At 47.0% G+C, this 14,650-nt stretch carries 14 protein-coding genes; 5 read left to right on the top strand and 9 right to left on the bottom strand.

The annotated features are described in order from the left end of the window. Positions 1-67: 67 nt before the first annotated feature. From ABJ225_RS09225 to ABJ225_RS09215, 3 genes are all read right to left on the bottom strand, one after another. Positions 68-880, bottom strand: a complete 813-nt coding sequence (locus tag ABJ225_RS09225; RefSeq protein WP_347319764.1) for an SDR family oxidoreductase — start codon at positions 878-880, stop codon at positions 68-70. A 229-nt stretch (positions 881-1,109) separates the two neighbouring features. Continuing rightward, positions 1,110-2,234 (bottom strand): alanine dehydrogenase, encoded by a 1,125-nt coding sequence (gene ald, locus ABJ225_RS09220; protein WP_218246953.1) that lies wholly within the window; start codon positions 2,232-2,234, stop codon positions 1,110-1,112. A gap of 120 nt (positions 2,235-2,354) precedes the next feature. Beyond that, complete coding sequence (locus ABJ225_RS09215; protein ID WP_179125751.1) at positions 2,355-3,593, bottom strand: PucR family transcriptional regulator; 1,239 nt, start codon at positions 3,591-3,593, stop codon at positions 2,355-2,357. 280 nt (positions 3,594-3,873) lie between these two features. On the opposite strand from ABJ225_RS09215, the gene ABJ225_RS09210 reads away from it, so the two are divergent. Continuing rightward, positions 3,874-5,277, top strand: coding sequence for an alanine/glycine:cation symporter family protein (locus tag ABJ225_RS09210; protein WP_056534444.1), 1,404 nt, complete (start codon positions 3,874-3,876; stop codon positions 5,275-5,277). A gap of 39 nt (positions 5,278-5,316) precedes the next feature. Here the strand turns inward: ABJ225_RS09210 and hflX are convergent, their stop codons facing one another. The 4 genes from hflX to ABJ225_RS09190 form a co-directional block, all read right to left on the bottom strand. Beyond that, entirely contained in the window at positions 5,317-6,582 is a 1,266-nt protein-coding gene (gene hflX, locus ABJ225_RS09205) for a GTPase HflX (RefSeq protein WP_056534442.1), read from the bottom strand. A gap of 374 nt (positions 6,583-6,956) precedes the next feature. Then, positions 6,957-7,721 carry an HAAS domain-containing protein gene (locus ABJ225_RS09200; protein WP_347319761.1) on the bottom strand — a complete coding sequence of 255 codons (765 nt, stop codon included), beginning with the start codon at positions 7,719-7,721 and terminating at the stop codon, positions 6,957-6,959. Next, the gene (locus tag ABJ225_RS09195; RefSeq protein WP_218246957.1) at positions 7,718-8,047 is read right to left on the bottom strand and encodes a PadR family transcriptional regulator; all 330 of its coding nucleotides are present in this window, start codon (positions 8,045-8,047) and stop codon (positions 7,718-7,720) included. The genes ABJ225_RS09200 and ABJ225_RS09195 overlap by 4 nt, the downstream gene beginning before the upstream one ends. A gap of 185 nt (positions 8,048-8,232) precedes the next feature. Continuing rightward, positions 8,233-9,057, bottom strand: coding sequence for an SDR family oxidoreductase (locus ABJ225_RS09190; protein WP_347319759.1), 825 nt, complete (start codon positions 9,055-9,057; stop codon positions 8,233-8,235). A gap of 163 nt (positions 9,058-9,220) precedes the next feature. Between ABJ225_RS09190 and ABJ225_RS09185 the strand changes: the two genes are divergently transcribed. Next, positions 9,221-9,805 carry a hypothetical protein gene (locus ABJ225_RS09185; RefSeq protein WP_347319757.1) on the top strand — a complete coding sequence of 195 codons (585 nt, stop codon included), beginning with the start codon at positions 9,221-9,223 and terminating at the stop codon, positions 9,803-9,805. A 258-nt stretch (positions 9,806-10,063) separates the two neighbouring features. Here the strand turns inward: ABJ225_RS09185 and ABJ225_RS09180 are convergent, their stop codons facing one another. After that, a complete protein-coding gene (locus ABJ225_RS09180; RefSeq protein ID WP_347319755.1) occupies positions 10,064-11,221 on the bottom strand; it encodes an ABC transporter permease in 1,158 nt (385 codons plus the stop codon). Beyond that, positions 11,211-11,963, bottom strand: coding sequence for an ABC transporter ATP-binding protein (locus ABJ225_RS09175; protein ID WP_347319753.1), 753 nt, complete (start codon positions 11,961-11,963; stop codon positions 11,211-11,213). Before ABJ225_RS09175 ends, ABJ225_RS09180 begins: the two co-directional genes overlap by 11 nt. A 161-nt stretch (positions 11,964-12,124) precedes the next feature. Between ABJ225_RS09175 and ABJ225_RS09170 the strand changes: the two genes are divergently transcribed. From ABJ225_RS09170 to ABJ225_RS09160, 3 genes are all read left to right on the top strand, one after another. Beyond that, positions 12,125-12,823, top strand: a complete 699-nt coding sequence (locus tag ABJ225_RS09170; RefSeq protein WP_347319751.1) for a LytR/AlgR family response regulator transcription factor — start codon at positions 12,125-12,127, stop codon at positions 12,821-12,823. A gap of 13 nt (positions 12,824-12,836) precedes the next feature. Next, a complete protein-coding gene (locus ABJ225_RS09165; protein ID WP_347319749.1) occupies positions 12,837-13,811 on the top strand; it encodes a sensor histidine kinase in 975 nt (324 codons plus the stop codon). 234 nt (positions 13,812-14,045) lie between these two features. After that, positions 14,046-14,633, top strand: a complete 588-nt coding sequence (locus ABJ225_RS09160) for a TetR/AcrR family transcriptional regulator (RefSeq protein ID WP_056534423.1) — start codon at positions 14,046-14,048, stop codon at positions 14,631-14,633. Positions 14,634-14,650 lie beyond the last annotated feature (17 nt).

The following is a 14,650-nucleotide window of genomic DNA, read 5'->3' as shown; positions in this document are numbered from 1 at the left end:
ATAGACGATATATTATCACCCAAAATAAAGGAAAACTCGCCCCGTAATGGCGAGTTTTCCTTTATTCCTATTTTCCAGTCATATTTTTTCTTAAAAAGTCCTCAAATGTAACGCTCCCCACATTCTGCGTTGGATTCGTGTTTTTACCTTCCAATAAAGATTTGTACAGTTTTCCTGGGAAGGCTACATTATATACCATACTTGGTTTGTTACCCATCCCTATTTTCAAATCGGCCATTTCTCTTAGTGTCATGACTTTGGGACCTGCAAAATCGCCCGTTCTCCCTTGGGGTCCCTTTTCCGTTAAATCAATTAAATGATTGGCAAATTCACCTACATCCACGGTCTGGAACTTGATGTTTCCAGGAATAAAATACCCCTTTAAAAAAGGCTTTGACAAAAACAAAGAATCTACAAAACTATGGAACTGAGTTGCACGAACGATTGTGTAAGGAATATTACTATGTTTCAGCACTTCTTCTGCTTCGTGTTTATGTTTGTAATAGTTATATGGTATATCTTCGATCCCAACAATCGATGGATAGATAAAATGTTTTATGTGTGTGAGTTTACTCAAAAAGTTCGTGAAACCCGAAACTTCAATTTCCTTGGTTTTCTTCATTGGGCTGGTTGCTGTGTGAATGACCACATCTATATCTCTTGCGGCCTCTTCTAATCCTTCACCTGATAGCATATCACTATAAACCCAGTCAAAACGATCACTGTATTCAGGTTTTCGTCTTGAAGTCATGAGGACACTACACTCACGCTCTTTAAGTTGATTAAGTACCGCTGAACCTAGGCGCCCTGTTGAACCAGTCACTAGTATCCTCAAAAACAGCCCTCCCCAATTAGGATAAACCAAACCGATCAGCTCCATTAGTTATAAAAGGCAGCCGGCTCGATCATAACGCTATGTTTCAATCCCACAATACGTATGGTCCATTATATAATACACTGTTTGCTTGTATGCCAAGAAAGAGATATGAAGATTTTTTATACAAGAAAAAAGACGTGTACTACTTCACACGTCTTTTCAAATGGCTCTTATCAGTAGAGCACCCTGCCTGAAACATTCAGACTCCAGACAAGGCCATTCTACATATTTATCAAACTACGGTTGTAAGGATCGCGTCATGCGCTGTAACGTATTTGTACCCAAGATCTCTCGCCACTGCTTCATACGTGATGAACCCGTTCGCTACATTGACCCCTTTCGCAAGGGCCATATTATCTTGGATCGCTTTCGCCACTCCTTTGTTGGCAATCTGGAGAGCGTATGGAACGGTTACGTTCGTCAAAGCAATCGTGGAGGTACGTGGAACCGCACCCGGCATATTTGCTACGGCATAATGAACCACTCCGTGTTTTTCGTACGTAGGATCATCATGCGTGGAGATATGATCGCATGTTTCGATGATTCCGCCCTGATCGATGGCTACATCCACAAGGACAGACCCCGGTTGCATGGACTTGACCATGTCTTCTGTCACAAGCTTTGGTGCTTTGGCTCCAGGGATCAAGACGGCACCGATGACAAGATCGGAATCCTTAACTGCATCTTCAATGTTCAAGCGGTTCGACATTAACGTTTGAATATCATTGCCGAAGATATCGTCGAGCTGGCGCAGGCGTTCGGCGCTCAGATCGATCAAGGTAACGTCCGCTCCAAGGCCGACAGCCATCTTCGCTGCGTTCGTCCCGACGACTCCGCCTCCGATGATGGTCACCTTGCCACGTTTCACACCCGGTACTCCGCTCAGCAGGATTCCTTTTCCGCCCTTCGGTTTCTCGAGGAATTGTGCACCGATCTGTGTAGCCATGCGTCCTGCTACCTCACTCATTGGAGTCAGAAGAGGCAGGGTGCGGTTGACTTCCACCGTTTCATAGGCAATGGCCGTTACTTCCTTTTCAACCAGTGCTTGGGCAAGTTCCGGTTCTGCTGCAAGATGCAGGTAAGTGAACAAGATCAGACCTTTGTGGAAATACACATATTCAGACGGAAGTGGTTCTTTCACTTTCATGACCATGGCTTTATTCCACACATCAGCTGCCGAGGCTTCGATTTTCGCTCCCGCTTCTTGATAGGACTCATCAGTGAAACCGCTTCCAATTCCAGCTCCAGATTCGATATATACGGAATGACCTGCCTTCACCAGGTTCAGGACACCAGCAGGTGTGATGGCTACACGGTTCTCATTGTTTTTGATTTCTTTAGGAATTCCAATCTGCATCGCTACATCTCTCCTATAATCATTATTTGGTTAATTCTGATTATATGGATTCTTCACAGTAATTGCATCGTGGAAAATAGAGAAAAAAAGAAGACCGGTTTGGAGAATTCCACAAACCAGTCATTTTTTCATCTGTTCGATTTTAAGATCCAAGTATAAGGTCATTTTCTGATTCGGGTCCTTCAGATCCATCTCAGTGATCTCCCCAATCCTCTTCAGGCGGTAATTCAGTGTATTGGCATGAACATGAAGGGCCTTTGAAGCCTCATTGACGTTGCAGTCGTATCTCAGGTACATATCGATCGTCTCAAGAAGCTGGGAATGGTGCTTCCGGTCATACTCCATCAATTTCTCCAAATGATAATTCTGATAGCCGTCCCGGACTCGCTTTTCATACAGCTCATCGATGAACTGGAAGATCCCAAGCTCCTGATACGTATAGATCCCACTTGCCTCATATTTAAATCGATCCTTGATCGATAGCACATATAGTGCTTCTTTATAGCTGTCACGGATGCTTACAGGTGAGCGGTAGAGGGTACCGGCGGCTCCTTTGAGCTCCGGGACTCCGAGTCTGCTGCTGATCTCTTCCACGAAATCTCGGACAAAATCCTTGATCTGCCTTGCTGGCCCTTCATCCTGGAACGGCCTTACGAGAAGGATCAGCTGGTTTTCATCCGTCGTGCTTGTGATAAGTTTTATATAAGAAGAAGCCTGGATATAGTAGTTTACGTGACGCTCCAAGGATTGCTGTATTTCTTCGGGGAACTCAAAAACCACAATACCCGTGGACCCGTTCATGGTAAGATGATATTTTTCAGAAAGGGAATCAATCTTGCCGCGATCTCTCAAATGACCGGTCAACAGCTGCCAGAAGAAATCTTTGTGCCCCTCTTCCCCCGCCTTCTTCCGTATTTTCAACGATAACATCTGATTCTTGACGACCTTCCCCGCTTTACGGAAGAAATCCAATTCTTCGTCTGTGATATCCCATGTCACCTGTCCCCATATGAAGCCGAGGATTTCATCGTTCTTCCATACTGATATCGCCACCCGTTTCCCGAGACCGACTTCTGAGATGGCAGGGATGATGACAGGCTCGTCACTGTCGAATAGTTTCGGGATGACTCCGTTTTTCCACAGACTCTTGATAACATTATCGGGAACCTTCCTGCGCATGATCGTCGCCATGCGGGCAGGATCCACGTCATCATCATGGGTGCTGTATGCGAGAATGCGGTGATTGGCATCTTCTATCGTAATCGGGCATCCGATTGTCTCACTGATGGCGTCAGCCAGTTCTTCTAACGATTGGAATGGTCCCTTGAAAGGGTCGAGTTGCTCTGAGGATTTGTCCATTCGTACCACTCCTTTTGCGTTCATTTCATTGATCCGTTTTTATCATAGTAGATGTACGGTTTCCGAAGCAACGGTTTCCCGACATTTCGGATATGTTTTTCAAAATGAACCACCAGTCCATTTCCATCCCTACAAACATTATCCACCCATTTGTGTAAACGCACAAATGTAAACGCTTCAACTTTCATTTTTCGACAAAACCCTATCCACATTCTTGATGATACTATATATAATAAGAGTTGGAAACTCACATATTCACAGACAGCTAGAGGAGGATTCGATGTTAGACGTACTAGACAAGATCAATTCATTCTTGTGGGGAACACCAAGTTTAGTACTGTTATTCGGAACGGGCCTATTTTTGACACTGGTATTGAGAGGCATTCAGTTCCGCAGGCTATTCTATGCATTTAAACTCGCATTCACGAAAGAAAAACCGTCCGCTTCGACAGATTCATCCGAAGGGGATATCTCCAACTTCAAAACACTGATGACCGCATTGTCGGCCACTATTGGGAACGGGAATATCGCAGGGGTGGCAACAGCCATCACGATTGGCGGTCCCGGAGCCATCTTCTGGATGTGGGTCGTCGGTCTCGTGGGGATGGCGACAAAGTACGCCGAAGCACTGCTCGCCATGAAATACCGGGTTAAAAACAAAAACGGCGAATACTCCGGTGGACCGATGTACTACGTGGAAAAAGGGCTCGGGCGGAAATGGAAATTCCTCGGTGTCGCCTTTGCCCTGTTCGGTGCATTTGCAGCTCTCGGAATCGGCAACAGCGTCCAATCCAATACGATTGCCGATGTCATGACATCAAGCTTCTCCATTAATCCATGGATTACCGGAATCACCTTGGCTGTACTGACAGCACTCATCATCTTCGGAGGCATACAGAGGATCTCGACCGTTGCATCCTTCTTCGTCCCGATCATGGCCTTTCTCTATATAGGAGGATCTCTTTTAATCATCTTCATCAATTACGATATGATCATCCCCTCCTTCTCCCTGATCTTTGAATATGCTTTCAATCCTGTTGCAGCAGCAGGAGGATTTGGTGGAGTCGTAGTCGCAGAGGCAGTGAGGAGTGGGTTCTCGAAAGGGATCTTCTCCAATGAATCCGGACTCGGGACGGCAGCCCTCATTGCGGGGAATGCCAAGACCGACCATCCGGTTAAACAGGCACTTGTCGCCATGACCGGTACGTTCATCGTGACCATCATCGTCTGTACGATGACAGGACTCGTTTTGCTCATCACAGGTTTTTGGGATCCGTCCGGCGGATTGATCTCAGGTGTGGCCCATGATCCTTCCTTGGATGGCGGGGCCCTGACCAGCGCCGCTTTCGGACATGCCCTCGGCACGGCTGGGGAATACATCGTATCGTTTTCCGTCGTGTTCTTCGGATTTTCCACGATTGTGGGTTGGTATATGTACGGGGAGAAATGCTTTGAGTACTTGACCAACTACCGCTTCATCGTACCGTATCGCCTCGTGTATGTGATCGCAACGTTCGCCGGCGCCATTGCCAACCTGAATGTCGTATGGAAGTTCGCCGACATGGCCAATGCGCTCATGATGATCCCGAACTTGATTGCACTCATACTCCTGTACAAGGTGATATCAAGTGAAACGAAGCACTACTTCAACGAATACCTGCCTTCAACAACCAATAAGAAGTAATCAAAAAGCCCCGTCCTTCACCCAGGACGGGGCTTTTGTTCATGCGATGATATAGTCTCGGTACCGTTCGGCATCACTTTCCCTACATTCCACCTTCAGGATCGTGCCTTTCTCGTCATATTCGGTCTCAAGGACGGTTGCCTGTTGGTTAAAATACGAAATCAGCTGTCCCTGGTCATACGGGATGAGCATCGTGCATGTCTTATAATCGCCAAAGATCTGTTTTTTCACTTCACCCAGTAGTTCTTCGATTCCGATCCTCTGCTTGGCTGAGTAAAAGACACCGCCTTGTTCGACACGAGGGATATCCCCGCCAACAAGATCTGCTTTATTGAATGCATACAGGACCGGTGTATCACCGACTCCGATGTCTTCAAGCGTTTTGTCCGTCACATCCATCATCGTATCGTGATGAGGGTCGGCCAGATCCACCACATGGATGATCAGGTCTGCTTCCACCACTTCCTCAAGGGTTGAGCGGAATGCTTTGACAAGCTGATGGGGCAGCTTGTTGACGAAACCTACCGTATCGGTCAGAAGGAAAGACTTTTGATCCGGCAGCGTGATGTTACGCACGGATGTCTCCAAAGTGGCAAACAGCATATCCTTCTCGAACACCTGCTTGTCGTTGTTGTGGTGGAAGCGCTCTATGAAGGCATTCATCGTTGTCGATTTGCCGGCATTTGTATAGCCCACAAGGGAAACGACGGGAATCCCGCTCTTTTTCCGTTGCTTTCGCTGCGTACTCCTCAGTTCCACGAGGGAGTCAAGTTCCTTGCGCAGAGCCGTAATCCGGTCCTCTATGCGACGGCGGTCGAGCTCAAGCTTCGTTTCACCGGCACCACGGTTGGCAAGTCCTGAGCCTCCCCCCTGTCTACCGAGGGACTCCCTACGTCCAATCAGACGGGGCAGCATATACTGTAGCTGTGCAACTTCCACCTGAAGCTGTGCTTCCCTTGTCTTCGCGCGTTCAGCGAAGATGTCAAGAATGAGCATGGTCCGGTCCATCACACGGAGTTCAAGCTTCTTCTCTAGCACCCTGATCTGAGAAGGCGACAGTTCATCATTCGAGATGATCACATCCGCTTCCCACTCTTCTATGAGGGGGATCAGTTCATCGATCTTCCCTTTCCCTAAATAATGCACATGATTGGGACGTTGCATATTCTGGGTGAATTCACCCACCACGTCCATATGTCGTGCTTCAGCAAGTCCTTTGAGCTCAAGCATCCCATATTCAAAGTCATTATCACGATCTTTCGTATTCACGCCGATGGCGATTGCTTTTAATTTTTGTTCTTCCATTCATTTCTCACTCCTTCATCGATCTTCCCTTAGGTAATGATCTGGATCGGTCCTATAGACGAAAAAAAGCCCAGACCTCTGCCTGTGCTTTTCGTAAACGGAAAAAGGCATGGGGAAATCCGCACTTCCCCATCATGCGCCAACCGGTCGGTATTCAATTTCAATGATAAGGCTCCACGTTCGAGGCTTCCCTTATAATCGATCAGACCAATCCCATTTACCCTGCACACAGGCAGAGCATTGAACGTATTCAATTATGCGTTCCATTCGCGGATTCGTAGTCTGATCAAGATCATTTGGAAAACCTCCATTCCTATAAGTACAGTCATCTTACCATAGAAACCGGGGGAATGAAAGGGATTCCTCCCGACAGATTATGCAACCTGCCTGCGTTCCTTTCGCCACATCTGCAAGATAGAAATGCCCAGGGAAATCATGAACCCTATCGGGAATACCATCGCGATCATCATAAGCTGTGTTTCTTCCGACCATGAAGATCTTTCGATAAAATATTGGGGTACATATACGACAATCGGAAGGATGATCATAATCAGCGTCTTAGACCAAACCGATATCCCAATCAGGATGAGGGAGCACAAAACGAATGCAACCATTCTTCCTGTTGTGCCAAACGATATATTTCTAACTTCTAAGAATTGATCTAAAAACACAACTGCTCCCATACCAACAAGCGGTACTACCCCCATCATTATATAGAGCGTGAATTCCTTCTTCTTTGAAAATACTTTTCCTGCTGTATATTTGAACAATTTTGCTATCATCCCACCATAAAGCAGGACCATGACAGGTAAACCAATGAGGATGATCCATGAGTAATCCATTGTGCCGTTAATGGCGTCCCCCATCACATAGAAAGCGATGGCCCCAAAGATCAAAACCAGCGCATATTTGAAAACCCCCATCTTATCAAACGGCATCTCTTTCGCAATTTGATCCATGTACTGTTTTGCCGTCAGCCCGGTGATATCCTCGACGCTTTTCCCCTTCTTTTCGGCTTCATGAAGATGGTCTTCCAGTTCACCCGTGATCTCCCTGATCTCTTTTTCCTTCTTCCCGCTTGCAAACAAGTAAACACTCAGGCGGTCCAGGAAGTCCCTGCTTTCCTTTGAAACATTCATTCCGCTTCCTCCTCTATCAATCGATTTACGCTTGTCGCCATCTCGTTCCATCTCATTTTAAATTGGTTCAGCTCTTCCTGCCCCGCCTCCGTCAAGCGATAGTATTTCCGCTTCGGCCCACCCGAAGGCTGTTCTTTCTGGATCGTATTGACCAACCCATCCTTTTTCATACGCAGGAGCAATGGATAAATGCTTCCTTCCTTCACCATCGTGAACCCATGCTGTGCCAGTTTCTCGATCATTTCATAACCATACGTTTCCCCTTTTGAAATGATCGAAAGGAGGCAGCCCTCCAGTACACCCTTCAATAGTTGGCTCGATGACATATCGTCCTCCTTTCTCCCTCAACTACTTTGTTTTACAATATAGTTAAGGAAAAAGAATGCAATGCAAACTAGGTTGCATTACAAAGTAGTTTTAGTTTATCAAATGTTTCCATTTTTAGCAATGCAGTTTTTATTTAATCACAAAAAAGCCCAAGAACCAGCTCTTGGGCTTTTCATGATGGATCTTATTCAGTACCCTTTTTCCATTCATCCTGGTCGATCAGCATCTTCCCAGGCCAGGTGTACGCCATGATGCCTCCGTCTGCCTTGATGTCTTCTCCCGTGACATATGAGCTGTCATCGGATGCAAGGAACAGGGCTACCGTCGCCATTTCGGTAGGGCGCCCGAGACGACCCATCGGGGTAATCCATTTATTGGCTTCGCGGAACTTCGCACCCATGTCATCCTCTTTCCCACCGACAAGGATATCGATGAGAGGGGTTTCGATCGTACCCGGAGAAACCGAATTCACACGGATTCCGTGGCGCGCATAGTCGATGGCCATTGCTTTGGTAAAGTTGATGATGCCTCCCTTGGCGGCATTATATCCTGAGCGATCAAGGTCCGCTGCGTGTCCAGACATGGATCCGTTATTGATGATGGATCCGCCTTTCTCGAGCATGAGGGGGATCAGGTATTTGCTGACAAGGAATGTACCCCGTAGATCAACGGCAATGATCTTATCGAATAGTTCCACAGGATATTCGTGGACCTTCCCGCCCTGCTCATCCACTCCGGCGTTATTGAAGAGCACGTCTATCGTGCCATACGATTCCTCAAGATGACGGGCAAATGCTTTGACGCCTTCTTCACTGGAGACATCAAGGTGGTATGCCTCTGCATGGCCCCCTTCTTTCCGGATGTTTTCTGCCGTTTTATTGACCTGCTTTTCATCAACGTCGGCAAGGATGACCTTGGCGCCCTCTGCTGCAAATACGTTCGCTGCAGCTTCACCGATCCCGGTTGCGGCTCCTGTGATGATGGATACTTTGTTGTCTAATCTTCCCATGATACTGAATCCTCCTGTTTGATTGGTTATCTAATGGGAGTTTTCCCGACTTGTGAAGAACTAAACATAAGGATGTTTCCACCATCCCATCCAATGATACGCTACAACCTGTTCATCTTCTCTACTACATCCGGTTACTCCACCCCAGAAAAACGAAAACCAGATGAAGCAGGTCGATCATCACATCTACACAGATTTTCATGAGCATAAGCTCCTCATCCTTTCCATTCATTTCCTACCATCTGTAGCCATCTCTTGCTCCCCCTGCTATAATCAGTGCATATTGAGTAAAGGCGTGATGAGATTGAAAGAAGCCATCATTTCCATTGTAGAAGTGATCAATAACTTCCACGACGTAGTCATTGAAGTCACAGATGGCCTGGGGTTGAACCTCACCGACAAAGATTTGCATTTCTGGGTGATGGGCATCATCGGGATGCTCGTGTTCTTTTTTGTCTATGCCGTATCCAAGGTAGCGGCCAAGATGCCGTTTGGAATCGCAGGTCTCTCTTTTATGTACACTCTCACTTTCATGTTCGTTCTAGTTTTCGCCATTGAGATCCAGCAGGCGATCACCCAGCGGGGGAACATGGAATTCGCCGATGCCATCATCGGCCTCTGGGGATTCCTAGCATTCTTCCTGATCTATGCGGCCATTATAGGTATCTTCCTTGTTGTCCGGTCCTTTTTCAAAAAGCCGCCTAAAAAGAAAAGAAGCCCTGGCCGAACGACCAGGTCCTCTCACTAGCATCCTATGACACAGCACAGTCTGTTCTTCAGCGTATTACGCAAAATGGAGCAAGGTGTCCATGATGTAATGTACCAAAGGATCAACAGGACCATGGCAAGTGCAAAGTCTGCGCAGCCTTGTATCAAATGAATCTCCCCCTTTCTTACTCCTATCATATGCACGGAATACTAGAGGGTATAAGCTAGATTACTAGATTCAAGAAAATAGGCTGTACAAAAGTGAACACCGTTCCTTCGTGGAGCGGTGTTCATTTGTTTAATTCATCACCCATTTATCCTTTAGGAACATGATGCGCCCGATGAAGAAGATGACTACGACGACGATCAGATTCGTGCCGATCATCATGGATAAGTGGACGGGATCGACAACACCGTAGATCAGTTCCTTCAGGATGCTAAACATATTCAGGATCGGGATGAGGAAGTGATGGGCAGCAAGTTCGTTGACGCTGACTCCTGAAATGAACAAACTTGGGAATACGGCCAGCATCATCACTGGAGTACTATAGCTCTGAGCCTCTTTGATTGTTTTCCCCGCGATACTCGTCAGCATCAAGATCGATGCATTAAACATGGCGTACACGACAGCCACCAACAACGCAAGACCTACGATAAGGGGGAGCTGATCCCCAAAGGAAATGCCTTTTCTCAAGTTTTCAGTAAAGAATGCAATTTCCACAATCACCACGAGTAATGTGATCATCCCGGTAATGAGCCCCAGTGATGAGATGGTCAACCATTTCGCCCATAGAAGAGTAGAACGCTTCACCGGCGTGATCAGGAGGGCTTCCATTGTTTTCTTTTCCTTTTCACCGGCAAACAGATCAGCTGATACAGGTCCCGCCCCTATTCCAATGGCAAGGGCCATCATCATCGGGATGATCAGGGCAATGAGGAAGAGCCCGGTATCTTCTTCAGACAACTCCTGCTGGGTCATGATGAATGGCTGTATCGTTGACTCATCCAAGCCTTCACTTTTCAACCTCTCAGCTGTAACTGATTTTTCAAAGGCCGTTAAATACGCACTGACCTTACTCATCAAGAGACTCGAGTTCTCACTCATGGAATCACCGACAATCGTGACCGAGGCTTCTTCCCCTCTCTGAACGCTTCCCATGAAGTCATCACTGAATATTACAGCTGCCAAAGCGTCTCCGTTTTCAACGCTGTCTTCAGGATTTTCCACTTTCGTTACATCGATGCTTTTATCACCTTCAAATAAGGCCAACTGCTCTTCCGTTAGATCCTTATTCACTGCCAGCGTGTAGGAGTCTCCCTCACTGTCAGACATCATCCCCTCATAAAAGAACGTCAATGCTGTCATCATCAAGATCGGTAGAAGAACCGTCAGAATCAACGTCCGCTTATCCCTGAACGCATCTTTCATTTCCTTTTTAAAAATATTAAGAAGCATGGTACTCATCCCCCCTCACGAGTTTGCTCATAAAGATGAAGTTCAGATCGCGACTGTTTTCTTGTGCGTAGAGATCTTCCAGCTGTCCATGATAGACGAGTTCACCTTTATGGACCATCGCCACCTTGTCGCACAGCATCGTGACTTCTTCCATGATGTGACTCGAGAAGATGATCGTCTTTCCGTCCCGTTTAAGCTGATGGACCAATTGACGGAACACATTGGAAGACGTAATATCAAGCCCTGTCGTCGGTTCATCGAAAAGGATGATATCTGGATCATGGATCAAGGTACGGGCGATCGCCACCTTCTGGCGCATCCCCTTTGAGAACCCTCCGACTTTCCGTCCGAGATAGTCCCTCATGCCGAACATCCTGGCAAGCTCATCGATCCTGACTTTCGTATCATGCTTGCTCATCCCGTACAGGCTCGCGAAGTACTCAAGATTTTCTTTTGCCGTGAGACGATCATACAAGCCGGTCTCCCCGCCAAAGAGAACGCCGATTTTCCGCTTGATTTGATCCGGGCTTTTGACTGTATCGTAGCCCCCTACCGTCACTGTGCCATTAGTCGGCTCCAGAAGGGTGGCAATCGTACGCAGAAGGGTCGTCTTGCCGGCCCCGTTCTCTCCGAGTAATCCAACCGTATCTCCCTTCCCGATGGTAAAGCTCACATGCTTCAGTGCCGTGATGGACTTTTTCTTATCTTGGAATTTCTTTGTGACCTCATTGATTTCAATCATCTTCACCGCTCCTTGTTTGGTTTCTTGTGTTTATCTTACTAAGGAAATCGCACATCGTCTCCGGAGTGGTCGTGAATGTTCCATTTTATGTCGCGAAAATGCCAAAACCTCTCTTTAAAATGGTAAAATGGACAAAGAAATCCATATGAAAGGCGATCGCTATGAAAATTGGTCTTGTTGACGATCGGGTCATCGATCTTGATAAGCTTCAGGTCATCGTATCAGGTGTGGAAGGAGCGGACATCGTATTCTCCACCACTTCGGCCGAAGAAGCCTATGAACAAATAAAAAAAGAAACAGTTGATCTACTGATCTGCGATATTGAAATGCCTCATCTATCAGGCTATGAACTGGCGGATATCATCCACTCCCATGCCCTGAGCATTGCCGTCATCTTTGTAACGGCGAACAGCGGATTTGCGGTTCACGCCTTCGAACTGAACGTGCACGATTACATTATGAAGCCGTACTCTAAGGAGCGTCTCCAGCAATCGGTGAAGCGGCTCATGGAGAAGTCCAAATCCGCCGAGATGACAGGTAGGCTGTACCTGAAACAAAAGAACAACATCCATATTGTCCAGAAGAAGGACATCATCTTCATCGAACGTTCCGGACGTTCCACCACTATCTACACGAGGAACGAACAGATCAAAACGTATCTCACCCTCAATGAACTAGAAGGAGAACTGAGGGAGCGCGACTTTATCCGGTCTCACCGGTCTTTCATTATCAACATCCATTACGTGAAGAACTTTTCGTTGTATGCGAAGAATTCGTACGTCATCACATTCGAAGGAATCGGTGTACAGGCCATGATCACAAAGGAAAAGGTCGATTTCCTGCAAGAGCATTACTTTTAAGAGGTGTACCATGATGAAAAAATCGTTTATCCACTGGGGAATCATCGCAGTCCTCGGTTTCATCCATATCCAGGGGTTACTGCCGGCATCCCCCTGGATGACAATTGAACTTCCCGCTGCGCTCCTGACCCTGGCAGTCGTTTACTGGGTTGCGAGAAAGCATCCAGCTCCATCGCTTGGCTATCAACTGAACGGTGCTTTCTACCTTATTCAAATCCTTCTGATCGTCCCCCGTTTCGCCTTGGATTCCGGTTATTGGAACCTTCCCCTTCTTATCTGCTTCATCGGCCTCGAATGGATCCGGATGTACACTTCCCGTGTTCTGTCCGGACTGTTGAATGAGCAAGACGGTTTCGCTAAAGAACGCAGCCATATGAATGAAACGTTCCGGATCGTCCGGAGCGAACGTCATGACTTCCTGAAGCATATCTCTGCCATTCACTATATGCTCGACCACCAGGAAGCAGAGAAAGCAAAAGAATACCTTGATGATCTTGTGGATGGCTACGAAAAGACCAATCTCTCCATTAAAGGAGAACGGGGCAGCATCGCTGGCATCCTACATCAGATGTACAGGGATGCATCTAATGCCGGTCTGAGCATCGTGTATGATACGGACCTTCCCCTTTCAACCATGCCCATGACTGATAAAGAACTGGTCGCCTTACTCGGAAACCTTCTCTCTAACAGCATCGATGCTGCAGTGGAGTGGCAGGAAGAAACCGGAGAGCAAGGTGCCGTCACCCTTCAATTTCACAAACGGAGCGGTTTTTACATCCTGAAGGTAGAAAACCACTGCCGAACAATCCCCGGTCCGATTCTTGATAAAATCTATCAACAAGAGGGAATCACGACAAAATCGGGGGATCATCATGGACTCGGCACGAAGGTGATCAAGGATATCGTAAAAGACTACAATGGTTTCCTTGATTTCATCCATAGAGGTCAACGTTTTGAAACGAAACTTAAATTCCCCGCCATTCACTGACAAGGAAGGAGACCCCGTCTTCTTCCTTTTTTCCTTATTCAAGAAATTCTTTCTAAGAATGGATTCCGTACAGCGAATGCTGAATGCTCCCCAACTTCCTGCCCAAATTTGACCAAATCGTCATATATTATGGGTCCAATGCTTGATTGAGATTCCCCACCCCAAAGGTATACACTATTACGTAATGGGCGTCTTTCCCAGAGAAAATTCGAATCCAGAAACGGGGTGCATCCAATGACTGCCACACTCACCAAGCGACAGAGCATCATCCATGGTGCCCTAAAAATCTTCTCAGAAAGAGGCTTCGATGCCACCACCATTCCGATGATCGCCACAGAAGCAGGAGTCGGAGCAGGGACGATTTACCGCTACTTTGAAAATAAGGAAGTCCTCGGCAACCATCTCTTCCAAGATAATGTCACCCGATTCACGGAATCCCTGCGTTCAGATTACCCGTACTCGTCATCCATCCGGGAGCAATTTCACCATATCTTCAGCTCCATGATTTCGTTTACGACGTGTAACCCCCATGCTCTTTATTTCATCAAGATGCATAGCCATGCGCACTTCCTGAACAGGGACAGTTTGGATTGCTTCAGCGAGCTTACCGATCTGCTCGGACAGTTCTTCGAATGGGGCAAAACACAGGAGGAACTGAAACCCCTGCCTTCTCCCGTGCTCTTCTCTATTATTTACGGAGCGTTTCTAGAGCTTCAAAGAATCGTAGAAACGGGCGATATCACACCGGATGCTTCTCTGCTTCTTGATGTGGAGGAAAGCCTTTGGAATGCGATTCAACTTATTAAACCGCAAGCGGAATGAATATTCATTCCGCATCA

It is taken from the genome of Rossellomorea sp. RS05, assembly GCF_039822645.1.
GTDB lineage: Bacteria > Bacillota > Bacilli > Bacillales > Bacillaceae_B > Rossellomorea > Rossellomorea marisflavi_B.
This window is presented reverse-complemented; position numbering and strand designations above follow the sequence as displayed.